Raw genomic sequence first — 22,412 nt, 5'->3', positions numbered from 1 at the left:
CATGCAGCCGACTCCGCAAGCCATCGTGTTCATCGTCGACGACGATGACAGCGTCCGCGAGGCCCTCGCCTGGCTGCTTCGTTCGCGCCGCCTGCTCAGCGAAGCCTATGCGGCGGCCGAGGAATTCGAGGCCATGCTCGATGCCGGCTACGCGCTGTCGCAGCCCTGCTGCCTGCTGCTGGACGTGCGCATGCCGGGCATGAGCGGGCTGGCCCTGTTCGAGAAGATTGCGGCCCGCGGCCTGGCCGATGCCATGCCGGTGATCTTCCTGACCGGACATGCCGACGTGCCCACCGCGGTCGACATGGTCAAGCGCGGCGCCTTCGATTTCTGCGAGAAGCCGTTCTCGGACAACGCGCTGGTGGACCGGATCGAGCAGGCCCTGCAGCGCTCGCGCGAGGTGCTGGACGCCCGGCGCGGCCAGGAGCGCCTGAGGGCGCGGCTGGCGGAGTTGACCGAGCGCGAGCGCGACGTGATGCGCCTGGTGATCGAGGGCCTGCCCAACAAGCTGATCGCCGACCAGCTCGACATTAGCGTGCGCACCGTGGAAGTCCACCGGGCCCGCGTGTTCGACAAGATGGAAGTGAAATCGGCGGTGGAACTCGCCAACCTGCTGCGTGCCGCCTAGGAGTTTGGGCGGCAGAACGACTTCGGCCAAAACCGCCGAGAAACCGGTATCGTTTGCCGCTCCGGCCTGCGCCAATAGCTACGGCTATTGGCTTGTCCGTATCACCAAACGCTCCTCGGTTTTCGGCAGTTTTGGCTCGAAGCCTTCTACCGCCCAGACTCCTAGTGCGGCGCCGCGCTACTTGTCCTGCTCTTCGTCCTCGCGCGCCGGTTCGCCCTTGGGGCGGCCCGCGAACATGGTCCACCAGACGATGAACACGAGCACGGCAAGCGCGAGCAGGGCTTCGAGCAGAATCAGCAGCATGAGAAGGTTTCCGGTGTTGGCTGCGATTCTAGGAATGCTGGCCGCGTGCGCCACGGCGCCGCTGCCGCCGCCCGATGAGGCCGCGCCGCCCGCGCCGCTGAACCCCGCGCCCGCCGGTGCGCCCTGGCCACCGCCGCTCCAGCAGGCCAAGAGCCGCTGGCAGCCGGTGCCCTGGTCGGAGCTGCCCGGCTTCGGCGAGGACGCGATGCACGAAGCCTGGAATGCCTGGGTCAAGAGCTGCGAGCGGCCGCCGGCCGCCTTCGCCGCGCTGTGCCCGCAGGTGCGGCAGCTGTCGATCGCCACCCCCGAGGAGCAGCGCGCCTGGATGACGCAGCGGCTGCAGCCCTACCGCGTCGAGCCGCTGCAGGCGGGCGCCGAGGGGCTGCTGACCGGCTACTACGAGCCGCTGCTGGAAGCGTCGCGCCAGCCGACGGCGCGCCACACCGTCGCCCTGTACCGGCCGCCCGCGGGCCTGGCCTCGCGCCGCCCCTGGTACACGCGGCAGGAGATCGACACGCCGGGGCCGGCGCGCGAGGCCCTGCGCGGGCGCGAGATCGCCTGGCTGGCCGACCCGCTCGATGCTCTGGTGGTGCAGATCCAGGGGTCGGGCCGCGTGCGCATCACGGAAGCCGACGGCAGCCAGCGGATGGTGCGCCTGGCCTTCGCCGGCAGCAACGAGCAGCCCTATCGCAGCATCGGCGCCTGGCTGCTGCAGCAGGGCGCGATCCGCGACGCCTCCTGGCCCGGCATCAAGGCCTGGGCGGCGCAGAACCCGCAGCGGGTGAACGAGATGCTGTGGAGCAATCCGCGCGTGGTGTTCTTCCGCGAGGAGCCGCTGTCCGAGCTCGACGCCGGCTTCGGCCCACGCGGCGCCCAGGGCGTGGCGCTCACCCCGGGCCGCTCGATCGCCGTCGACAAGGACAGCATCCCCTACGGCACCCCGGTGTGGCTGGCCTCGCCCGGGCCGCTGGCGAAACTGCAAAGGCTGGTGCTGGCGCAGGACACCGGCAGCGCGATCGTGGGCGCGCTGCGCGCCGACTACTTCACCGGCTGGGGCGCCGAGGCCGGCGAACTGGCCGGCCGGCTGAAGCAGCCGCTCAGGCTCTGGGTGCTTTGGCCGAAGTAGTCTTCAGGTGTCCGAGCGGCAGCGAACTGCTCGCCTTGACCTGTCCGAGCGAGAAGCTGGTGTGCAGCTCCTTCACGTTGGGCAGGTTGAGCAGCACCTTGCGCGCGAACTGCGAGAACGTTTCCAGGTCCTGCGCCACGACCTGCAGCTCGAAGGTGCCGGTGCCGCTGATGTAGTGGCAGGACACGATCTCGGGCACCTTGCGGATCGCGTCTTCCATCTCGCGCGTGCGCTCGCCGCTGACGCGCTCGGCATCCACCCGCACGAAAGCCAGCACGCCCAGGCCGATCCGGTGGCGGTCGATCTCGGCGTGGTAGCCCTTGATGAAGCCGGCCTCCTCCAGCGCCCGCACGCGCCGCCAGCAGGGCGCAGCCGACAGGCCCACGCGCTGCGCCAGCTCGGCGTTGGTGAGGCGCGCGTCGGCCTGCAGCTCCTTGAGGATCGCCACGTCGAACTTATCGAGTGTTTCCATGAATGCCAGTTTAGAGAAAGGATCTTTCTCATCCTAGCCTGTTTGCGGCAAAGAACGCAAAGACATATCTCACGCCCCGGCCTACACTGTGCCGACCGCAGGAGACAAATCAGGACATGAACGCACCGCTCCCCGAACACATCCGCAAGGCGCTCGAAACGGTCACGCTGGACGACAAGTATTCGCTCGACCAGGGGCGCGCCTTCATGAGCGGCGTGCAGGCGCTGGTGAAGCTGCCGATGCTGCAGCGCCAGCGCGACGCCCTGCAGGGCAGGAACACGGCCGGTTTCATCAGCGGCTACCGCGGCTCGCCGCTGGGCGGCTACGACCAGGCGCTGTGGAAGGCGCAGAAGTTCCTGAAGGCGCAGAACATCGTGTTCCAGCCGGGCGTCAACGAGGAACTGGCCGCCACCGCGATCTGGGGCACGCAGCAGCTCGGCTTCACGCCGGCCGCCAGCCACAAGTTCGACGGCGTGTTCGGCATCTGGTATGGCAAGGGGCCCGGCGTGGACCGGACCTCGGACGTCTTCAAGCACGCCAACCTGGCGGGCACCACGCCCTGGGGCGGCGTGATCGCGGTGGCCGGCGACGACCACGTGGCCAAGAGCTCCACCGCCGCCCACCAGAGCGACCACATCTTCAAGGCCTGCGGGCTGCCGGTGTTCTTCCCGGCCAGCGTGCAGGAGATCCTCGACCTGGGCCTGCACGCCTTCGCGATGAGCCGCTATGCCGGCCTGTGGGCGAGCATGAAGACGATCCAGGAGATCGTCGAGTCCGGCGCCACCGCGGTGATCGACCCCGAGCGGGTGCAGGTGCGCATCCCCGAGGACTTCGTCATGCCGCCCGGCGGCCTGCACATCCGCTGGCCCGACACCGCGCTGGAGCAGGAAGCCCGTTTGTACGACCACAAGTGGTATGCGGCGCTGGCGTACGTGCGCGCCAACCGCCTGAACTACAACGTGATCGAAGGCCCGCAGGACCGCTTCGGCATCATCGCCAGCGGCAAGGCCTACAACGACACGCGCCAGGCGCTGCTGGACCTCGGCCTGGACGAGGCCGACTGCCGGCGTCTGGGCATCCGCCTGCACAAGGTCGGCGTCGTGTGGCCGCTGGAGGCGCAGGGCACGCGCGAATTCGCCACTGGCCTCCGCGAGATCCTGGTGGTCGAGGAAAAGCGCCAGGTGATCGAGTACCAGCTGAAGGAAGAGCTCTACAACTGGCGGCCCGACGTGCGCCCCAACGTGGTGGGCAAGTTCAACGAAGCGCCGGGCGACGTGTCGGGCGGCGAGTGGTCGCAGCCGAACCCCAGCGCCAACACGCTGCTGCGCGCCAATGCCGACCTGTCGCCGGCGCTGATCGCCCGCGCGATCGCCCAGCGCCTGAAGAAGCTGGGCGTGGACAGCGATACCGCGGCGCGCATGGACGCGCAGCTGGCGATCCTGCAGGCCAAGGAGCGCGCCATGCAGACGCTGGAGGTCAAGGCCGACCGCATGCCCTGGTTCTGCTCGGGCTGCCCGCACAACACGTCCACGGTGGTGCCGGAAGGCTCGCGCGCCATGGCCGGCATCGGCTGCCACTTCATGGCCACCTGGATGGACCGCGCCACCATCGGCTTCACCCAGATGGGCGGCGAAGGCGTGCCCTGGGTCGGCCAGCAGCCCTTCACCACCGAAAAGCATGTGTTCGCCAACCTCGGCGACGGCACCTACTTCCACAGCGGCCTGCTGGCGATCCGCCAGTCGATCGCCGCCGGGGTGAACATCACCTACAAGATCCTGTACAACGACGCGGTGGCGATGACCGGCGGCCAGCAGGTCGGCGAGCGCCCCGAGGGCCACTCGGTGCTGCAGATCGCGCACAGCCTGGCCGCCGAGGGCGCGGCCCGCATCGTGGTCGTGACCGACCAGCCGGAGAAGTACGCGGGCGCGGCGCTGCCGCCGGGGGTGCCGGTGCACCCCCGCGACGAGCTCGATCGCATCCAGCGCGAGTTCCGCGAGATCGAAGGCACCACCGCCATCATCTACGACCAGACCTGCGCCACCGAAAAGCGCCGCCGGCGCAAGCGCGGTACCCTGGTGGACCCCGCTGTGCGGGTGGTGATCAACGAGCTGGTGTGCGAAGGCTGCGGCGACTGCGGCGTGCAGAGCAACTGCCTGTCGGTGGAGCCGCTGGAAACCGAGTTCGGCCGCAAGCGCACCATCAACCAGAGCAGCTGCAACAAGGACGTGAGCTGCCTCAAGGGCTTCTGTCCGAGCTTCGTCACGGTCGAGGGCGGGCAGCTGCGGAAGTCACAGGCGCAGGCGCCGGTGTCTTCCGAGGAGTTCGGCACGCTGCCCGAGCCGCGGATTCCTGAAATGCAAGGCGCCTACGGCATCGTCGTGGCGGGCGTGGGCGGCACCGGCGTGATCACGATCGGCCAGCTGCTCGGCATGGCCGCGCACATCGAGGGCAAGGGCGTGGTCACGCAGGATGCGGCGGGGCTGGCGCAAAAGGGCGGAGCCACCTGGAGCCATGTGCTGATCGCCGATCGCGCCGAAGACATCGTCACCACCCGCGTGGGCATGGCCGGGGCCGACCTGGTGATCGGCTGCGACCCGATCGTCACCGCCGGCAAGGAAACCGTGCTGCGCATGCGCCCGGGCCGCACCCGCGTGGCGCTGAACGGGCACAACACGCCGACGGCGGCGTTTGTGAAGAACGCCAACTGGGCCGACCCGGGCGAGGCCTGTGCCGGCGAGCTGGCCAAGGCGGTCGGCGGCGAAGCGCTGGCGGCTTTCGACGCCGACCGCACCGCCACCCGGCTGATGGGCGACAGCATCTACACCAACCCGATGATGCTGGGCTTTGCCTGGCAGAAGGGCTGGATCCCCCTGGGCCATGAATCGCTGATGCGCGCCATCGAGCTCAATGGCGTGGCCGTGGACCGCAACAAGGCCGCGTTCGAGTGGGGCCGCCGCGCCGCCCACGACTGGCCCGCGCTGCAGCGGCGGATCGCGCCGGCCCAGGTGATCGAGCTGCAGCGGCGCGAGGCGCTGCCGGCGCTGGTCGAGCGCCGCGCCGAATTCCTCACCGGCTACCAGGATGCGGCCTATGCCGGCGCCTACCGCGAGTTCGTCGAGAAAGTGCGCCAGGCCGAGGCGCCGCTGGGCCGCACGGCGCTGGCCGAGTCGGTGGCGCGCTACCTGTTCAAGCTGATGGCCTACAAGGACGAGTACGAGGTGGCCCGCCTGTACACGCAGGCCGGTTTCGAGGACAAGGTCGCCAGCCAGTTCGAAGGCGACTACAAGATCCACTTCCACCTCGCGCCGCCGCTGCTGGCCCGCCGCAACGACAAGGGCGAACTGGTCAAGCGCAAGTTCGGCCCGGCCACGCTGGGCGCCATGCGGCTGCTGGCCCGGCTGAAGGGACTGCGCGGGACGGCGCTGGACGTCTTCGGGCGCACGCATGAGCGCCGCACCGAGCGCGCGCTGATCGGCGAGTACCGCGCCAGCATCGAGCAGCTGCTGGCCGGGCTGACGCCGGCCAACCACGAGCTCGCGCTGGAGATCGCCCGGATTCCCGAGCAGATCAAGGGCTTCGGCCACGTCAAGGAGCGCAACTTGGCGGCCGCGCGCACGCGCTGGGCCTCGCTCATGCAGCGCTGGCCCGGCGGCGCCGAGCGCCTGGCCGCCTAGGGGCGCCTAGGGAATTACCCCCCGGCCCGAGGGCCGGGTTACACGTGTTTACGCGGTTTGGCGCGGCATACAATCGATGGCTTTCGCCATCGCCGGCGCGCCTTTGCGCGGCCGCGCCGGCCAACGATTCCTGTTGCTGGAGACAACGTGTTCATTTCCAACGCTTACGCCCAAACCGCCGCCGGCGGCGACATGTCCTCTTCGCTCATGGGCATGCTGCCACTGGTGCTCATGTTCGTGGTGCTTTATTTCGTCATGATCCGCCCCCAGATGAAGCGCCAGAAGGAGCACCGGGCGATGATCGACGCGCTCGCCAAGGGCGATGAGGTGGCCACCGCCGGTGGCCTGCTGGGCAAGGTGACCCGCCTGGGCGAGGCCTACGTGGCCGTCGAGATCGCCAACGGCGTGGAAGTCCAGGTGCAGCGCACGGCCGTGGTCCAGGTCCTGCCCAAGGGCACCATCAAGTAAGAAAGCAAGGAGCCAGGCGCGGCGCCCCGGCGCCGCGTCCCTCGGATGAACCGTTATCCCATCTGGAAGTACGCGATCATCGTGATCGCGTTGATCATCGGGGCGCTCTATACGCTCCCCAACTTCTTCGGCGAAGCGCCCGCGGTGCAGGTGTCCTCGGGCAAGGCCACCGTCAAGGTCGACACCGGCACCCGCGCGCGCGTGCAGGACGCGCTGGCCAAGGCCGGCATCCAGCCCGAAGCCGTGATGCTCGACGCCAGCTCGGTGAAGGTGCGCGTCCCCGACACCGACACCCAGCTCAAGGCCAAGGATGCCCTGCAGAAGGCGCTGAACCCGGACCCGGCCGATCCCACCTACGTGGTCGCCCTCAACCTGCTGTCGGGCTCGCCGCAATGGCTCAGCGCCTTGCGCGCGGCGCCCATGTACCTGGGCCTGGACCTGCGCGGCGGCGTGCATTTCATGCTGCAGGTGGACATGCAGGCGGCGCTGGCGAAGAAGGCCGAGTCGCTGGCGGGCGACCTGCGCACCGCGCTGCGCGAGAAGAACGTGCGCCACAGCGGCATCAACCGCAACGGGCAGGCCATTGAACTGCGGCTGCGCGATCCCCAGACGCTGAAGTCCGCCAAGGACCTGATCGCCGACCAGTTCACCGACCTGCAGACGGTCGAGGCGCCCGACGGCGGCGAATTCAAGCTCACCGCCTCGATCAAGCCGGAAGCGGCGCGGCGCGTGCAGGAGCAGGCGCTCAAGCAGAACATGGTCACGCTGCACAACCGGATCAACGAGCTCGGCGTGGCCGAGCCGGTGATCCAGCAGCAGGGACTGGACCGGATCGTGGTCCAGCTGCCCGGCGTGCAGGACACCGCCAAGGCCAAGGAGATCCTGGGCCGCACCGCGACGCTGGAAGTGCGGATGGTGGATGAGAGCAGCGAAGCGCGCTCCGCCGAACTCGGCGGCGGCCCGGTGCCTTTCGGCGCCGAGAAATACCTCGAGCGCACGGGCCAGGCGGTGGTGGTGAAGAAGCAGGTGATCTTCACCGGCGACAACCTGACCGACGCCCAGGCCGGCTTCGACAACCAGACGCAGGAGGCCGCGGTGCACCTGACGCTGGACGCCAAGGGCGCGCGCATCTTCAAGGAAGTCACGCGCGAGAACGTCGGCAAGCGCATGGCGATCCTGCTGTTCGAGAAGGGCAAGGGCGAAGTCGTCACGGCGCCGGTCATCCGCAGCGAGATCGGCGGCGGGCGGGTGCAGATTTCCGGCCGCATGACCACCACCGAGGCCAACGACGTCGCGCTGCTGCTGCGCGCCGGCTCGCTGGCCGCGCCGATGGAGATCATCGAGGAATACACGATCGGCCCGACCCTGGGCGCCGAGAACATCACCAAGGGCTTCAAGAGCGTGGCCTGGGGCTTTGCCGCCATCTGCGCCTTCATGGCGGTCTACTACATGCTGTTCGGGCTGTTCTCGGGCCTGGCGCTGGCCGTCAACCTGCTGCTGCTGGTGGCCGTGCTGTCCATGCTGCAGGCCACCCTGACGCTGCCCGGCATGGCCGCCATGGCGCTGGCGCTGGGCATGGCGATCGACTCGAACGTGCTGATCAACGAGCGGGTGCGCGAGGAACTGCGCAACGGCGCCTCGGCCCAGGCCGCGATCAACGCGGGCTACGAGCGGGCCTGGGGCACGATCTTCGACTCCAACATCACGACCCTGATCGCGGGCATGGCGCTGCTGGCGTTCGGCTCGGGCCCGGTGCGCGGCTTCGCCGTGGTGCACTGCATCGGCATCCTCACCTCCATGTTCTCGGCGGTGTTCTTCTCGCGTGGCCTGGTGAACCTGTGGTACGGCCGCAAGAAGAAGCTCAAGACCGTGTCCATCGGCACGGTCTGGCGGCCCGCGGCGGATGGGGTTATAACCAAGGCTGAGTAAGGGACCATGGAGTTTTTCAAGATCCGACGGGACATCCCGTTCATGGAAAACGCGTTGATCTTCAACGTGATTTCCTTCCTGACCTTCGCCGCGGCGGTGTTCTTCCTGGTCACCCGCGGGCTGCACCTGTCGGTGGAGTTCACCGGCGGCACGGTGATGGAAGTGGGCTATTCGCAGCCTGCCGACGTCGAGCGGGTCCGCCGCACCGTCGCCGGCCTGGGTTTCGCCGACGTGCAGGTGCAGAACTTCGGCACCTCGCGCGACGTGCTGATCCGCCTGCCGGCGCAAAAGGGCGTGAGCTCGGCCCAGCAAAGCGAGAAGGTGCTTTCGGCGCTGAAGGCCGAGGACCCCGGCGTCACCCTGCGGCGCACCGAGTTCGTCGGCCCGCAGGTCGGCGAGGAGTTGGCGACCGACGGCCTGAAGGCGCTGGCCATGGTGGTGATCGGCATCATGGTCTACCTGGCGTTCCGCTTCGAGTGGAAGTTCGCGGTGGCGGCCATCGTCGCCAACCTGCACGACGTGGTGATCATCCTGGGCTTCTTCGCCTACTTCCAGTGGGAGTTCTCGCTGGCGGTGCTGGCCGCGGTGCTGGCCGTGCTGGGCTACTCGGTCAACGAGTCGGTGGTGATCTTCGACCGGATCCGCGAGAACTTCCGGCGCTACCGGAAGATGAACACGGTCCAGATCATCGACAACGCGATCACCTCCACGATCAGCCGCACCATCATCACCCATGGCTCGACGCAGATCATGGTGCTGTCCATGCTGCTGTTCGGCGGCCCGACGCTGCACTACTTCGCGCTGGCGCTGACCATCGGCATCCTGTTCGGCATCTATTCCTCCGTCTTCGTGGCCGCGGCGATCGCCATGTGGCTGGGCATCAAGCGCGAAGACCTGGTCAAGTCCTCCGGCCGCAAGGAAGAGGATCCGAACGACCCGAACGCGGGCGCGGCCGTCTAGGAATCCCGTGAGCGCAGACCGGCTGCAACCCGCCAACGGCGCCGTCCTCGGTCGCAAGGCACGGGAGCAGTTCGTCGCGAAGGCGCGGGCCTGCCTCGCGCCCATGGGCGAGGCCATCCGCAACCGCCTGTCCGAAATCCCGCAGTCCGGCGTCGGTGCGCGCGAGATGCAGGACCGGCGCGAGGCGCTGATGGACTTCGACCAGAAAGGGGCGGCTTTCCTGCAGGGCACGGCCGCCGCCTGGCTCAAGGCAGTGGACCCGCCGACCGCGACGGCGCGCGTGCGCCTGGACGCCCTGAGCCTGGAGCTGGTGGACGAGGAAGTCGTCGACCGCAAGATCCTGGCCTCGCGCCTCGCGCTGACCCTGGGCGAGAAGGCGGCGTGGGAGCTCAAGGACCTGAAGGTGCGCATGCAGTACCTGGACGGCGAGGAGCAGGCCAGCACCGACGTGCTGCGGCCCGAGGCCCTGTGCCAGTTGCTGGTCGAGCAGTGGTTCGCGGCCGGGCTGACCCGGCCCGGCTGGGACGTGTCCCAGGCTGCCATCAGCAAGACCTTGCAGGAGCACCTCGCCAAGGCCTTCGGCTCGGTCAACGAATACCTGGTCGCGAACAATGTGATGCGCGACATCGACCTCAGTGTGCGCGTGCGCCGCGGCAGCGCGTCCACTGCACGCGGCGGCGCAGCGGAGCCGCCCGACACGGGCACCGGCGCGCCGGACAGCGGGCTGGGCCCCCCGGGGGGCCCACAGGGGCCCAGGGCAGGGGCGCCGCTGCGCTCGGGTGGCGCCGCCGGCGCGCCGGGCGGCATCGGCGGCGCAATGCCCGGTGGGGTGTCCGGCGGCATGGCGGCGGCCGGTGCGGGCGTGCACACCGGTGTCGGCGGCTATCCGGCCACCGGCATCGGCGGCGCGCGGCCGACCGGCGTGGCGGACGAAACACGCATGATGACCTCGAGTCCGCCGCTGGCGCGCGCGCGTGCGCGCGCCGCCGGCGTGCTCGGCCAGCTCAAACGCCTGCTCGGCGACCGGGTGGCGGGCTACGACGCGGCGCCGCCCACCCGGCCGTCGCCGGCGCTGGCCCAGGCCCTGGCCTACCACTCCACCCATGTCGAGCACGTACAGGCCGGGCTGCGGCGGGGCGAGGGCCCCGCCAGCTTCATCTATGACGATGCCGCCGTGCAGCACGTGGCCGGCGACCTGCGGCGCCGCAGCGGCGAGCTGAAGAAGCAGGCCGCGACTTCCAGCGAGAAGGCCACGATCGAGATCGTGGCCCTGATGTTCCAGAGCATCCTGTCCGAGGACCGCATCCCGCCCGGCATCCGCGTGTGGTTCGCCCGCCTGCAGATGCCGGTGCTGCGGGTGGCTATCGCCGAGCCCGAGTTCTTCGGCTCGCTCGACCATCCGGCCCGCCTGCTGATCGACCGCATGGGTTCCTGCGTCCTGGGCTTCAATGCGGCCGCGGTCGGCGGCGGCGCGCTGGAGGCCGAAGTCAAGCGGGTGGTGCAGGTGATCGAGCAGTACCCCGAGACCGGCCGGCGCGTGTTCCAGCTCGTGTACGAGGAGTTCCAGAAGTTCCTGTCGAAGTTCCTGACCGAGAAGGACCAGACGCAGCGCGTGGTGAGCGTGGCGCAGCAGGTGGAGCAGAAGGAAACGCTGGCGATCCAGTACACCATCGAGCTGCGCAACATGCTGGCGGACATCCCCGTGCGCGAGGAGATCCGCGAGTTCCTGTTCAAGGTCTGGGCCGAGGTGCTGGCGGTGGGCGCCATCAAGCACGGGCCGCGGCACCAGGAAACGCTGGCGCTGAAGTCCGCGGCGTCCGAGCTCGTGTGGGCCGCCAGCGCCAAACCGAACCGCGCCGAACGCGCGCGCGTGATCCAGGACCTGCCCCCGCTGCTGACGCGCCTGCGCCAGGGCATGGCTCTGATCGGCATCACCGGCAACGCCCAGGAAGCGCACATCAAGATCATCGGCGACACCCTGGCCGATGCGTTTCAGTCGAAGACCGAGTCGATCGCGCCGGCGAGCATCGAGGCGATGGCCAAGCGCCTCGCCCACCTGGAAGATTTCGTGGCCCAAGATCCGGCCACCGACCTGCCGCTGGACCGCGAGAGCGTCGAAATGATGCTCGGCATCGACGCCTCGACGATCGAGGTGATCGCCGACGGCGGCTCGCGCCCGAGCGCCGGCATGCTGTCCTGGGCCCAGGAGCTGCAGCTGGGCACCTGGTTCTCGCTGGACCACAACGGCGCGACCGTGCAGGTGCAGTACGTCTGGAGCAGCGAACGCCGGCAGCTGCACCTGTTCGCGGCGCCCGAGGGCCGCAGCTACCTGGTCCAGGTCAAGCGTCTGGCCGCCTACCTGCAGGCCGGCTTGATGCTGCCGGCGGAAGAGGAAGCGCTGACGGTGCGCGCCACGCGCGACGCCCTGGCCAAGCTGGACGCCAATCCCGAGCGCCTGCTGCAATAGCTTGCGGAATCAGCGCTCTCCGCGCAGCGGCATGGACCGGACGGAACAACGTGCAGGCCGGTCGCCCTTGCGAAGGAGAGCCGGCTTTGCCGGGCTCCTTCGCACCATTCAAACCCACTGACGAAATTCGCGCAGCGAATTTCGTCAGTGAGCCAGCCGCCCCTCGGGCGACTCGCACAGCTCGTCGAGCACGAGCGCATCGGGCTCGTGGCCGAAACTCCAGTACACCATCAGCACGATGATCTTGAGGTCGTCCAGCGACACCGGATCGCCGGGCGCCGCCATGGCGCGATCGAGCACGATCTCGCGCATGGCCGCGGGCAGCACGCCGGCAGTCGCCAGGAAGGAGATGAAGCCCAGGCAGCGCGCGCCCAGGTGTTCCTGCTCGGCCACCGAGTACACCCGCATGCTCACGTTGGACGCCGGTAGCTCGGCGAGAGCGGTGGACTGGATCGATGCGCAGGCGCTTTGCGCCGCGAAGTTCAGGCCATCGAGCCAGGTCAGCGCTTCGGTGATCTCGTCGGGGTCGAAGCCATGGGCCGCCAGCTTGCGTTCAAGTTGCTCAAGCTCGGGGCAGGCATCGCCACGCCAGTAGTTTTCGTAAACGAAAACGAGTACTTCGAACATTGAGCCCCAATATAGCTGAGAAAGCGCGAAGGCAACACGCGGCAAGCCGCAATGTTGCGTTTGTGTCCTGTGGGACAGGACACCAGTTTAGGCCAGCGCGATGCGCTGGAACAGGCCGCCGGGCAGGCGCGCGACCTCGCCGCGCAGCTCGAGTTCGAGCAGCTTCGCCTGCAGCGCCGGCGCGGGCGTGCCGGTGCGCGCGACCAGGGCGTCCAGGCTCACCGGATCGAAGCCCAGCGCTTGCAGCAGTGGATCCGGCTCGCCATGCACCGCGGGCGCCGCGCGCTCCTCGGCGACCCGGGGAACGCCGAGCGCCGGCAGTTCCTCCAGCACGTCCTGCGCCGTTTCCACCAGCTTGGCGCCTTGCTTGAGGAGCGCATGGCAGCCGCGCGATTGCGGCGAATGGATCGAGCCGGGAATCGCGAACACCTCCTTGCCCTGCTCCACCGCCTGCCGCGCGGTGATCAGCGAGCCGGACTGCAGGGCCGCCTCGACCACCACCGTGCCCTGGCTGAGGGCCGCGATGATGCGGTTGCGCCGCGGGAAGTTGGCCGCCAGCGGCGGCGTGCCGATCGGGTACTCGCTGACCACCAGGCCCTGCTGCGCGACGCGGTGGGCCAGCGCGAGGTTCTGCTTCGGGTACACCCGATCCAGGCCGGTGCCCACCACGGCGATGGTGGCCAGGGTGCCGGCGGCCGCGCCCTCGAGCGCGCCCTCGTGGGCGGCGGCATCGATGCCCAGCGCCAGGCCGGAGACCACCGTCCAGCCCGAGCGGGCGAAGGCCGCGGCGAATTGGCGGGCGTTGCCGATGCCTTGCGGGGTCGGGTTGCGGCTGCCGACCATCGCGAGGCCGGCCGGCCAGGGCTGCGCCAGCGGCCCGGTAACGTAGAGGATCAGGGGCGGATCGGCGATCTGCAGCAGGGCGGCGGGATAGCGGGCGTCGGCCAGGGTGAGCGCGTGCCGCGGCTGGCGTGCGTCGGCGGCGGTCAGCCACTGCCAGGTGGCCTCGACCAGGCCCGGCAGCTCGGCCGGTTCGCTGCGCAGGGCTTCCGCCTGCGCCGGCGTCACCACCTGCTCGAGCGCCGCCCGGCCTTGCCGGAAGATCGCTTCGGGCAGGCCGAAAGCGCCCAGCAGCTTGCGCGCGGCGCTGTTGCCGATGCCCGGCGCGAGCGCGAGGCGCAGCCAGCCGGCCAGCTCCTCGCGTTCCACCGCGCTTTACTTGGGATTGATGACGCGGTCGCCGACCTGGACCGCGTCGTTGATCTCGAGGATCAGGGCGTACGACAGCTTGTCGAAGGGCCGGAACACCATCAGCAGGCCGTTGCGCTCGTCCGGCAGCTGCATGTTGGCGTGCTCGCCCGGCTGCGTGCGGTCCACACCGGCGCGTCCGCTCTTGAGGATCGCCATCACGGTGCCGTTGTCGACGCCGTCGGCCAGGCCCTTGTCGATCACCACCACCTGGTTCTGGCCGGCGATCGACACCGCGTCGCCGTAGACCGAGACGATGCTGCCGGCCAGGGCGGCGGCCGGCGCGTGCGGCACGTAGTTCGTGAACTGGCGCGGCGGCTCGGGCAGCAGCCGGTCGCCGACGCGGATTTCTTCCTTGGCCGAGACGATGTCGATGGTCGCGGGCACCACGGTGTTCGGGTTGCCGGTCCAGTTGAACCAGCCGACCGGCTGCGCCCCCGCCTGCACGCTCTCGCCGCGCACCAGCGATGCCTTGCCCACGTACTGGGCCTCCCAGCCCAGCACCCCGCGGGTGACCGGATCCAGCAGCGGCTTGGCGTTGCGGAACACGCGATAGGCATCGTTGCGGCTGGTGGTGGTCGGCATCAGCGGCGCCGCGGACGGGCCGCGGGCATAGGCGCGGTCGCCCCGCGTGATCAGCACCTTGTTTTCCGGCACGGCGACGATGCGCGGCGCCAGGTTCAGCACGGACTCTTCCACGATCAGCGGCTCAGCCAGGAAGGCCTCGATCAGGTGCGACTTCAGCGTCGGCACCGAGGCGTCGCCGATCGGCTCGACGCGGGTGCGCGGCGACACGCGCACGGTGCCCGGGTCGCTGTCACCCCCGGCCACCCGCAGGCGAGCGCGGCCGTCGATCTTTTCCAGCACCAGCATCTGGCCGGGGTAGATCAGGTGCGGATTGCTGATTTCCTGCAGGTTCATGCCCCACAGTTCCGGCCAGCGCCAGGGGCTCTTGAGAAACACGCCCGAAATGCCCCACAGGGTGTCGCCACGCTTGACCGTGTACTGGTCGGGTGCGTTGGGCGCCAGTTCGGACAGCGGCACGCCGGCCTGCGCCACCTGCTGCGCGGTCGAGCGCTGCTGCGGCGTCACCGGATAATTCTGTGCGTAGGCGGCATTGGCCAGCAGGGCGGCGGCCACCGCCGCGGCGAGGGTCCAGGCCTTTCCGGCGCGGTGGCCTTGGGGGGCAAGCTCTGAGTCCGTGATCTTCTGGCTGTGTTCTTGCATTGGCGGGCTACGAGCGCCGGCGCTTGCGCGCCAGGCAGTCGAAAGTCTTGACAAAGTACTGACGATTCTGCGCTCAAGCCCTTGATTGGGCAACGTTTATGCCGCCTGCAATCTGCGGGCAAACCCAAAAGTAGCGAAAATAGCGACACCTTAGTCCGGTCCATCATGTCCCTGCTCGCCATCCTCCAGTACCCCGACCCCCGCCTGCACACCGTCGCCAAGCCGGTGCAGGCGGTAGATGCGCGCATCCAGCAGTTGATTGGCGACATGCTCGAAACCATGCACGACGCCAAGGGCATCGGGCTGGCGGCGACCCAGGTGGACGTTCACGAACGCCTGATCGTGATCGACGTTTCCGAGGACCACAACCAGCCGCTGGTCCTGATCAACCCGCGCATCACCTGGGCGAGCGAGGAGAAGCAGGTGAACGAGGAAGGCTGCCTGTCGGTGCCGGGCATCTACGACGGCGTGGAGCGCTCGACCGCCATCAAGGTCGAAGCCCTGGACGAAAACGGCAAGCTGCGCACGATCGAGGCCGAGGGCATCCTGGCCGTGTGCATCCAGCACGAGATGGACCATTTGCTCGGCAAGGTGTTCGTCGAATACCTGTCGCCGCTCAAACGCAACCGGATCAAGACCAAGATGCTGAAGGCGCGCCGGGACACCGTGCGCGCCTGACCGACAGACGGACAGGTTCCGAAAGGAGGTTCGACATGCGCTCCTTGACGTATACGCTGTGCGCGGTGGCCGCTGCAACCCTCACCGCCTGCGCCGCCCCTTATGCCTTCGCGCCCGGCACCACGCGCGATGCCGTGATCCAGCAGGCGGGCGCGCCGACGCAGGTGGTGCGCACGCCCCGGGGCGAGCGGCTGCAGTACTCGCGCCAGCCCATGGGCTTCGAGGCCTGGATGGTGGACCTCGATAGCTCTGGCCACGTGATCGGCGCCTACCAGGCGCTCACCGAGCAGAACTTCCAGCGCATCGGCCCGGGCTGGACGCGCGATGACGTGACGCGCGAGTTCGGGCCGCCGGCCCAGGTGGACCGGGTGGCCAGCTGGCACGGGCCGGTGTGGACCTACCGCTGGCGCGACGTCGCCAACAGCCGCATGTTCTACTGGGTGTATCTGGACGAGGGCGGCGTGGTCGCGCGCGCGCACCCGGGCATGGAACTCATGGGCGGACCCAACGACAACCGGGCCAGGTAGGGAGCGGTCGTCAACCCCTTGCGCGTCATCTTCGCCGGCACGCCGGAGTTCGCCCGGGTGGCGCTCGAGCGCCTGCACGCCGCCGGCCTGGCCATCCCCCTGGTGCTGACCCAGCCGGACCGGCCGGCCGGCCGCGGCATGAAGCTGCAGGCCTCGCCGGTGAAGGCCTTCGCGCTGCAGCACGGGATCGCGGTGGCGCAGCCGCGCAGCCTGCGCCTGGACGGCAAATACCCCGAGGACGCCGCCGCCGCGAAATCGGCGATCGAAGCCGCCCGTGCCGACGTGATGGTGGTGGCCGCCTATGGCCTGATCCTGCCCCCGTGGGTGCTGGCCGCACCGCGCCTGGGCTGCCTGAACATCCACGCCTCGCTGCTGCCGCGCTGGCGCGGGGCGGCGCCGATCCATCGGGCGATCGAGGCCGGCGATGCGCAGACCGGCGTGACCATCATGCAGATGGACGCCGGGCTGGACACCGGCGACATGCTGCTGGCCGCGGGCGTGGCCATTTCCGAGGCCGACACCACCGGCCGGCTGCACGACCGGCTGGCCGAGCTGGGCGGGCGGCTGATCGTCGAGGCGCTGCAGCAGGCCGCCGGCGGCCGCCTGCAGGCGCAGGCCCAGCCGGCCGAAGGCGTCAGCTACGCGCACAAGATCGACAAGGCCGAAGCGGCGATCGACTGGGCGCAGCCGGCCGCGGCGATCGCGCGGCGCATCCGGGCTTTCGATCCGGCGCCCGGCGCCAGCGCGACGCTGGCGGGCGAGACCATCAAGCTGTGGGCGGCGCAGGCGCTGCCGGACGCCGGCGGCGCGCCCCCCGGCGCCATCGTCGCCGCCGGCCCGGCCGGCATCGACGTGGGCTGCACCCCGGGCCTGCTGCGCGTCACCGAACTGCAGCGCCCGGGCGGCAAGCGGCTGCCGGCGGCGGACTTCCTGCGCGGCTTCGAGCTCCCGCCCGGCAGGCGCTTCGACTGATGTTCTTCCTGCGTGCCAACTACAGCCATCCCGTGTTCCGCCAGGCGGCGCGGGAGATGCTGCCGGCGGCCACCGGCATCGCCGCCTGGGGCCTGATGACGGGCGTGGCCATGGTCAAGTCGGGCATGAGCGTGGTCGAGGCGCTGGCCATGACCTTCCTGGTCTATGCCGGCAGCTCCCAGCTGGCGGCCATCCCGCTGATCGTCGCCGGCGCGCCGTTCTGGGTGATCCTGGCCACCGGCTTCTGCGTGAACCTCCGCTTCGTGGTGTTCAGCCTGCACCTGCGGCCCTACCTGATGCACCTGCCGCGCTGGCGCCGGCTGGTCAATGGCTTCCTCACCGCCGACATGAGCTACGCGATGTTCACCCGCCGCTATCCGCAGCCCGGCCGGACCGTGGCGGAGCGGCAGGAACAGGAGGCCTTTCTCGCGGGCAACTACTTCGTGACCTGGGCCAGCTGGATGGCCACCAGCGTGGTCGGCATCCTGCTCGGCAACCTGATCCCGAGCTCCTGGGGGCTGGGCTTCGCCGGCGTGCTGTGCCTGGTCGGCATCCTGTGCTCGCTGGCCAACACGCCGCTGCGCCGCCTCGCGGCCGTGGTCGCCGGCGCCGCCGCCGTGGCCGCCTATGCGCTGCCGCTCAAGCTCAACATCGTGGCAGCGATCGCCGTGGCGGTGGCCGTGAGCTTCTGGCTCGAGAAGAAGGCGCCGCCCGCCTGGAGGCAGGTGGCATGAGCCGCACGGCCGCTCCGAAGGCTCATAGCACCGCAGCCCGCAGGGCGGAGGTTAGCCAATGAGCCGCACGGCCGCTCCGAAGGCTCATGGCACCGCAGCCCGCAGGGCGGAGGTTAATCAATGAGCGCGGCCCGCACCGACCTCTGGACCCTGCTGGTGATCGGCGGCCTGGCGGGGGTGACGGTGCTCACGCGCTGCTTCTTCTTCATCCTCGACCGCCCGTGGACGCTGCCGGCGTGGGCCGACCGTGCCCTGCAGTACGCACCGGTGGCGGCGCTGGCCGGCGTGGTCGTGCCCGAGGTGGTGATGCAGGCCGGGCACCTGGTCCCCAACTGGCAGGACGCGCGCCTGTTCGCCGCGCCGGTGGGCGCCCTGCTCTACTTCTGGCGCCGCAGCGTACTGCTGACCATCACAGGCGGCATGGCTGTGTACCTGCCTCTGCATCTGGCGCTCGGCTGGTAAGGGTAAACCTCAGCCCGGGGCGACGCCTGGGCGACTCCTGCGCGCCTGAGTTTGCTCCTAGACTGGCTCTGCCAGAACAAAGGAGACAAGCAGCATGCGCACTTCTTTCCTGTCCGGGCGACGCAGCCTGGCCCTGTTCCTCAGTGCCGCCACAGCGGCGATCCTGACCGCCTGCGGCGGCGGTAGCAGCAGCAACATCGGCAGCTTCAACGGCACCGTGGTGACCGGCGCGCCGGAAATACGCACCCTCAGCAATCGGGCCGATCTCGTGAGTGGCGGCGACGTGTTGGTCGCCATCGTGCCGCCCAGCGGGGCGGCGGGTTTCTCGGGGCTCAAGGTCGACGTCGACGGACGTGACGTCACCAACGCCTTCGTCGTCGGCGCCGACGGCTCGGCGACCGGCGTGGTCACGGGCCTGAGCAACGGGCAGAACGTGCTGAGCGCGCGCGCCGACAACTTCAGCCAGGTCGGCAGCCTCACCATCACCAACGCGTCGCGCAGCGGCCCGGTGCTCTCCGGCACGCAGGTGACGCCTTACTACTGCGCACAGCCGGCGCCAGTGGCCGTCAGCGGCAACACGCCGGCGCTGGTGGCCAGCGGCCTGGCCGGGCAGCCGGACGCGAGCTGCGGCATCGCCAGCGAGTTCAAGCTGTATTACAAGACGACGACCGCGAACTGCACGCTCGGCCTGCCCGACCCGGTGTGGTCGCTGGGCGCCACCGCGACCACGGTGCCCGGCCAGCCGCAGCCTGCGGCCAGCGCCTGCTTCAAGCCCTACAACCCGGCGGCGGCGCGTCCCGCCGACATGGCCCAGACCACCACCGACGCGGGCCGGACCGTGGACTACATCGTGCGCGTGGAGCGCGGCACGATGAACCGCGGCATCTACGACATCGTCTCGCTGTTCGATCCCACCCTGGGCTGGTCGGCCAACTCGCCGCAGGCGGCCTGGAACGGCAAGCTGTACTTCTCCTTCGGTGCCAGCACCGGCCAGCCGCGGCGCCAGGTGCGCCCCGCCACCGCCTGGCCCTCGCTCGACGACCAGCTGCGGCGCGGCTACATCGTGGCGATGAACAGCATGACGGACTCGTCGCGCAACTCCAACCGCGTGCTGATGTCCGAGACGGTGATGATGATGAAGGAGCACATCACCGACAACTACGGCCCGGTCAAGTTCACCATCGGCAGCGGCTGCTCGGGCGGCTCGATCAACTCCAACATGGCTGCGTCCATCATGCCCGGCCTGCTGGACGGCGTGATCACCAGCTGCACCTACCCGGATTCGGATTCCACCGCGCTCGAGGTCGGCGACTGCACCTTGCTGGTCGAGGCCTACCAGAAGCCGGACCTGCTGTCGCTGTGGACCACCCTGGGGCTGACGCAGGCGCAGGTCAACGCGCGCAAGGCGGCGATCAATGGCCACGGCGACCAGACCGCGTGCCATGGCTGGTACAACCTGTTCGGCAGCAACGGCAAGGCCGGCCTGTACTTCCAGCGCACCGTGCCGGCGGCCAACCACGACAGCGGCGTGATCGCCCAGGCGGTCACCGCGACCAACAACTGCGAGCTGCCGAACACCGCCGTCTACGACCCGGCGAACCCGGTGGGCACCGCCAGCCTGCCGCGCTGCAACGCCTGGAGCTGGGCCGAGAACATCTGGGGCAAGGTGCCGGGCAGTCCCCAGGCGCGCGACACCCGCGACAACGTCGGCGTGCAGTACGGGCTGAAGGCGCTGAAGGACGGCGTGATTGGCGCCGAAGAATTCGTCATGCTCAACGAGCTGATCGGCGGCACCGACCGCGACTCCACGCCGCGGGCGGCGCGCACCACGGCCGATCCCGAGGCGCTGGACATCGCCTACCGCGCCGGCATCGTGATGAGCGGCAAGCAACTCGCCAAGACGGCGATCATCGACCTGCGCGGCTGGGACGATTCGGTGCTGGCCGCCAACGTGCCGCCCGGCTACGTGGGCGCCCTGGGCATCCACCATATCTGGTACAGCTTCGCCATCCGCGACCGGCTGGCCGCCGAGTCCGATTCGAAGGACGCGCGCAACCAGGCGATGTGGCGCTTCTCGCGGCCCTCGCTGGTCGGCCCGGCGGCCCTGTCGGTGGAGGCGATGAGCACCATGGACGCGTGGCTGACTGCGCTCAAGGCCGACGGCGGCAGCGCCTCGCTGGAGCAGAGGGTGCGCAGCGCGCGGCCGGCCGCGGCGGCGGACTTCTGCTACCTGAACTCCGACAGCAGCTTCTCGACCAAGGTGACCAACATGGCCACCTGCGACGCCGACCCGTACCTCAAGCCGACGCTGTCGCCGCGCCAGGTGGCCGGTGGGCCGCGGGCCGAGAACATCCTCAAGTGCCAGCTCAAGCCGCTCGCGCAGTCCGACTACGCCGCCAGCACCTTCACGGCGCTCCAGTGGGCGCGCCTGCAGGCCGTGTTCGCCGGCGGCGTGTGCGACTGGAGCAAGCCGGGCGTAGGCCAGCAGGCGGCCGTCAGCCCGCTGAGCTTCAAGGCGGGGCCCGGCGGCGCGGCGCTGCCGGCGGCGCCGGTGTCGAGCGCGCGCTGAGCGGTCCGGCTCAGCCTTGCCAGGGGCCCTGCGGGGCCCCTTGCTTTTGCGGTTTCCTAAAATGTTCGCCCTGCGCCCGCTTCTACCGGGGCACGAGAACTCCATGAATCCCATCCTCCGCTTTTCCGACCTCTGCGCCCAGGGCCGCGTCCAGGGCCAACGCGTGTTCATACGCGCCGACCTCAACGTGCCGCAGGATGACGCCGGCCACATCACCGAAGACACCCGCATCCGCGCCTCGGTGCCCTGCATCCGCCTGGCGCTGGACGCCGGCGCGGCGGTGATGGTGACCTCGCACCTGGGGCGCCCGACCGAGGGCGAATTCAAGCCGGAAGATTCGCTGGCCCCGGTGGCCGCGCGGCTGTCCGAACTGCTGGGCCGTGAGGTGCCGCTGGTGCGCGACTGGGTCGATGGCGTCGACGTCCGGCCGGGCCAGGCGGTGCTGCTGGAGAACTGCCGCCTGAACAAGGGCGAGAAGAAGAACGACCCGGCGCTGGCGCAGAAGATGGCCAGGCTGTGCGACATCTTCGTGCACGACGCCTTCGGTACCGCGCACCGGGCCGAAGCCTCGACCTACGGCATCGCCCAGTACGCCAAGGCCGCCTGCGCCGGCCCGCTGCTGGCGGCCGAGATCGACGCCATCACCCGGGCGCTGGCCCAGCCCAAGCGCCCGCTGGTGGCGATCGTGGCCGGCTCCAAGGTGTCCACCAAGCTCACCATCCTGCGCTCGCTGGCCGAGAAGGTCGACCAGCTGATCGTCGGCGGCGGCATCGCCAACACCTTCATGCTGGCCGCCGGGCTGCCGATCGGCAAGTCGCTGGCCGAGGCCGACCTGGTGGGCGAGGCGCGCGCGGTGATCGAGGCGATGAAGGCGCGCGGCGCCGAGGTGCCGATCCCCGGCGACGTGGTCACCGCGAAGGCCTTCGCCGCCGACGCGCCCGCCACGGTGAAGGCGGCGGCCGACGTCGCCGCCGACGACCTGATCCTGGACATCGGCCCGCAAACCGCGGCGCAGCTGGCCGGCAAGCTCAAGGCGGCCGGTACCATCGTCTGGAACGGCCCGGTGGGCGTGTTCGAGTTCGACGCCTTCGCGCACGGCACCGAGACCATCGCCCGCGCGATCGCGGCTTCGCCCGCCTTCAGCATCGCCGGCGGCGGCGACACCCTGGCGGCGATCGCCAAGTACGGCATCGAGAAGGACATCAGCTACATCTCCACCGGCGGCGGCGCCTTCCTCGAAGTGCTGGAAGGCAAGCAGCTGCCGGCATTCGAGATCCTGCAAAAGCGCGCCAACGGTTGACTGTCACGGGCTTCGGCGAGAATCGGGCATTCACGGAGGTT

General features: G+C 69.7%; 19 protein-coding genes. 14 read left to right on the top strand and 5 right to left on the bottom strand.

Annotated elements, in window-relative coordinates:
• The first annotated feature begins 1 nt into the window (after position 1).
• Entirely contained in the window at positions 2–628 is a 627-nt protein-coding gene (locus UC35_RS09600) for a response regulator transcription factor (RefSeq protein ID WP_061498549.1), read from the top strand.
• A 177-nt stretch (positions 629–805) separates the two neighbouring features.
• On the opposite strand, the gene UC35_RS24395 is transcribed toward UC35_RS09600, so the two are convergent.
• Positions 806–931: a hypothetical protein gene (locus UC35_RS24395; RefSeq protein ID WP_265331338.1), complete on the bottom strand. Its 126-nt coding sequence runs from the start codon at positions 929–931 to the stop codon at positions 806–808.
• Between UC35_RS24395 and UC35_RS09595 the strand changes: the two genes are divergently transcribed.
• Complete coding sequence (locus UC35_RS09595) at positions 879–2,057, top strand: murein transglycosylase A (RefSeq protein ID WP_227820513.1); 1,179 nt, start codon at positions 879–881, stop codon at positions 2,055–2,057. The two genes, UC35_RS24395 and UC35_RS09595, sit on opposite strands and share 53 nt — an antisense overlap.
• Here UC35_RS09595 and UC35_RS09590 read toward each other — a convergent pair.
• Positions 2,029–2,529: an Lrp/AsnC family transcriptional regulator gene (locus tag UC35_RS09590; protein WP_061498542.1), complete on the bottom strand. Its 501-nt coding sequence runs from the start codon at positions 2,527–2,529 to the stop codon at positions 2,029–2,031. The genes UC35_RS09595 and UC35_RS09590 overlap by 29 nt on opposite strands.
• Positions 2,530–2,645: 116 nt before the next feature.
• Between UC35_RS09590 and UC35_RS09585 the strand changes: the two genes are divergently transcribed.
• From UC35_RS09585 to UC35_RS09565, 5 genes are all read left to right on the top strand, one after another.
• Positions 2,646–6,203, top strand: a complete 3,558-nt coding sequence (locus UC35_RS09585; protein ID WP_061498537.1) for an indolepyruvate ferredoxin oxidoreductase family protein — start codon at positions 2,646–2,648, stop codon at positions 6,201–6,203.
• A 147-nt stretch (positions 6,204–6,350) separates the two neighbouring features.
• Positions 6,351–6,671: a preprotein translocase subunit YajC gene (gene yajC, locus UC35_RS09580; protein WP_061498533.1), complete on the top strand. Its 321-nt coding sequence runs from the start codon at positions 6,351–6,353 to the stop codon at positions 6,669–6,671.
• A gap of 45 nt (positions 6,672–6,716) precedes the next feature.
• Positions 6,717–8,600, top strand: a complete 1,884-nt coding sequence (gene secD, locus UC35_RS09575) for a protein translocase subunit SecD (RefSeq protein ID WP_061498531.1) — start codon at positions 6,717–6,719, stop codon at positions 8,598–8,600.
• A 6-nt stretch (positions 8,601–8,606) separates the two neighbouring features.
• Positions 8,607–9,560, top strand: a complete 954-nt coding sequence (gene secF, locus UC35_RS09570; RefSeq protein ID WP_061498527.1) for a protein translocase subunit SecF — start codon at positions 8,607–8,609, stop codon at positions 9,558–9,560.
• A 7-nt stretch (positions 9,561–9,567) separates the two neighbouring features.
• The gene (locus tag UC35_RS09565; RefSeq protein WP_227820512.1) at positions 9,568–12,027 is read left to right on the top strand and encodes a DUF1631 family protein; all 2,460 of its coding nucleotides are present in this window, start codon (positions 9,568–9,570) and stop codon (positions 12,025–12,027) included.
• 144 nt (positions 12,028–12,171) lie between these two features.
• Here the strand turns inward: UC35_RS09565 and UC35_RS09560 are convergent, their stop codons facing one another.
• From UC35_RS09560 to UC35_RS09550, 3 genes are all read right to left on the bottom strand, one after another.
• Complete coding sequence (locus tag UC35_RS09560) at positions 12,172–12,654, bottom strand: DUF494 domain-containing protein (RefSeq protein ID WP_061498523.1); 483 nt, start codon at positions 12,652–12,654, stop codon at positions 12,172–12,174.
• 87 nt (positions 12,655–12,741) lie between these two features.
• Complete coding sequence (dprA, locus tag UC35_RS09555) at positions 12,742–13,863, bottom strand: DNA-processing protein DprA (RefSeq protein WP_061498521.1); 1,122 nt, start codon at positions 13,861–13,863, stop codon at positions 12,742–12,744.
• A gap of 6 nt (positions 13,864–13,869) precedes the next feature.
• Positions 13,870–15,129, bottom strand: a complete 1,260-nt coding sequence (locus tag UC35_RS09550; protein ID WP_082792975.1) for a LysM peptidoglycan-binding domain-containing protein — start codon at positions 15,127–15,129, stop codon at positions 13,870–13,872.
• A gap of 165 nt (positions 15,130–15,294) precedes the next feature.
• Between UC35_RS09550 and def the strand changes: the two genes are divergently transcribed.
• The 7 genes from def to UC35_RS09515 all read left to right on the top strand — a co-directional run bounded on the left by def (position 15,295) and on the right by UC35_RS09515 (position 22,371).
• Positions 15,295–15,807 carry a peptide deformylase gene (gene def, locus UC35_RS09545; RefSeq protein ID WP_061498518.1) on the top strand — a complete coding sequence of 171 codons (513 nt, stop codon included), beginning with the start codon at positions 15,295–15,297 and terminating at the stop codon, positions 15,805–15,807.
• Between the two features lie 35 nt (positions 15,808–15,842).
• The gene (locus UC35_RS09540; RefSeq protein WP_145979389.1) at positions 15,843–16,334 is read left to right on the top strand and encodes a hypothetical protein; all 492 of its coding nucleotides are present in this window, start codon (positions 15,843–15,845) and stop codon (positions 16,332–16,334) included.
• Positions 16,335–16,352: 18 nt separating this feature from the next.
• The gene (fmt, locus tag UC35_RS09535) at positions 16,353–17,306 is read left to right on the top strand and encodes a methionyl-tRNA formyltransferase (RefSeq protein WP_061498515.1); all 954 of its coding nucleotides are present in this window, start codon (positions 16,353–16,355) and stop codon (positions 17,304–17,306) included.
• Positions 17,306–18,040 carry an AzlC family ABC transporter permease gene (locus UC35_RS09530; protein ID WP_061498512.1) on the top strand — a complete coding sequence of 245 codons (735 nt, stop codon included), beginning with the start codon at positions 17,306–17,308 and terminating at the stop codon, positions 18,038–18,040. The genes fmt and UC35_RS09530 overlap by 1 nt, the downstream gene beginning before the upstream one ends.
• 120 nt (positions 18,041–18,160) lie before the next feature.
• Positions 18,161–18,502, top strand: coding sequence for an AzlD domain-containing protein (locus tag UC35_RS09525; RefSeq protein WP_061498496.1), 342 nt, complete (start codon positions 18,161–18,163; stop codon positions 18,500–18,502).
• 94 nt (positions 18,503–18,596) lie between these two features.
• A complete protein-coding gene (locus tag UC35_RS09520; RefSeq protein WP_061498491.1) occupies positions 18,597–21,071 on the top strand; it encodes a DUF6351 family protein in 2,475 nt (824 codons plus the stop codon).
• Between the two features lie 103 nt (positions 21,072–21,174).
• Positions 21,175–22,371 (top strand): phosphoglycerate kinase, encoded by a 1,197-nt coding sequence (locus UC35_RS09515; RefSeq protein WP_061498489.1) that lies wholly within the window; start codon positions 21,175–21,177, stop codon positions 22,369–22,371.
• Positions 22,372–22,412 lie beyond the last annotated feature (41 nt).

Source organism: Ramlibacter tataouinensis (assembly GCF_001580455.1).
Taxonomy (GTDB): domain Bacteria; phylum Pseudomonadota; class Gammaproteobacteria; order Burkholderiales; family Burkholderiaceae_C; genus Ramlibacter; species Ramlibacter tataouinensis_B.
This window is presented reverse-complemented; position numbering and strand designations above follow the sequence as displayed.

What these genes read in the sequence shown, in the direction of transcription:
- UC35_RS09600 (WP_061498549.1), top strand. Translation starts at nt 2, where the DNA reads ATGCAGCCGACTCCGCAAGCCATCGTGTTCATCGTCGACGACGATGAC.
- UC35_RS09595 (WP_227820513.1), top strand. Translation starts at nt 879, where the DNA reads ATGAACACGAGCACGGCAAGCGCGAGCAGGGCTTCGAGCAGAATCAGC.
- UC35_RS24395 (WP_265331338.1), bottom strand. Translation starts at nt 931, where the DNA reads ATGCTGCTGATTCTGCTCGAAGCCCTGCTCGCGCTTGCCGTGCTCGTG.
- UC35_RS09590 (WP_061498542.1), bottom strand. Translation starts at nt 2,529, where the DNA reads ATGGAAACACTCGATAAGTTCGACGTGGCGATCCTCAAGGAGCTGCAG.
- UC35_RS09585 (WP_061498537.1), top strand. Translation starts at nt 2,646, where the DNA reads ATGAACGCACCGCTCCCCGAACACATCCGCAAGGCGCTCGAAACGGTC.
- secD (WP_061498531.1), top strand. Translation starts at nt 6,717, where the DNA reads ATGAACCGTTATCCCATCTGGAAGTACGCGATCATCGTGATCGCGTTG.
- secF (WP_061498527.1), top strand. Translation starts at nt 8,607, where the DNA reads ATGGAGTTTTTCAAGATCCGACGGGACATCCCGTTCATGGAAAACGCG.
- UC35_RS09560 (WP_061498523.1), bottom strand. Translation starts at nt 12,654, where the DNA reads ATGTTCGAAGTACTCGTTTTCGTTTACGAAAACTACTGGCGTGGCGAT.
- UC35_RS09550 (WP_082792975.1), bottom strand. Translation starts at nt 15,129, where the DNA reads ATGCAAGAACACAGCCAGAAGATCACGGACTCAGAGCTTGCCCCCCAA.
- def (WP_061498518.1), top strand. Translation starts at nt 15,295, where the DNA reads ATGTCCCTGCTCGCCATCCTCCAGTACCCCGACCCCCGCCTGCACACC.
- UC35_RS09540 (WP_145979389.1), top strand. Translation starts at nt 15,843, where the DNA reads ATGCGCTCCTTGACGTATACGCTGTGCGCGGTGGCCGCTGCAACCCTC.
- UC35_RS09530 (WP_061498512.1), top strand. Translation starts at nt 17,306, where the DNA reads ATGTTCTTCCTGCGTGCCAACTACAGCCATCCCGTGTTCCGCCAGGCG.
- UC35_RS09525 (WP_061498496.1), top strand. Translation starts at nt 18,161, where the DNA reads ATGAGCGCGGCCCGCACCGACCTCTGGACCCTGCTGGTGATCGGCGGC.
- UC35_RS09520 (WP_061498491.1), top strand. Translation starts at nt 18,597, where the DNA reads ATGCGCACTTCTTTCCTGTCCGGGCGACGCAGCCTGGCCCTGTTCCTC.
- UC35_RS09515 (WP_061498489.1), top strand. Translation starts at nt 21,175, where the DNA reads ATGAATCCCATCCTCCGCTTTTCCGACCTCTGCGCCCAGGGCCGCGTC.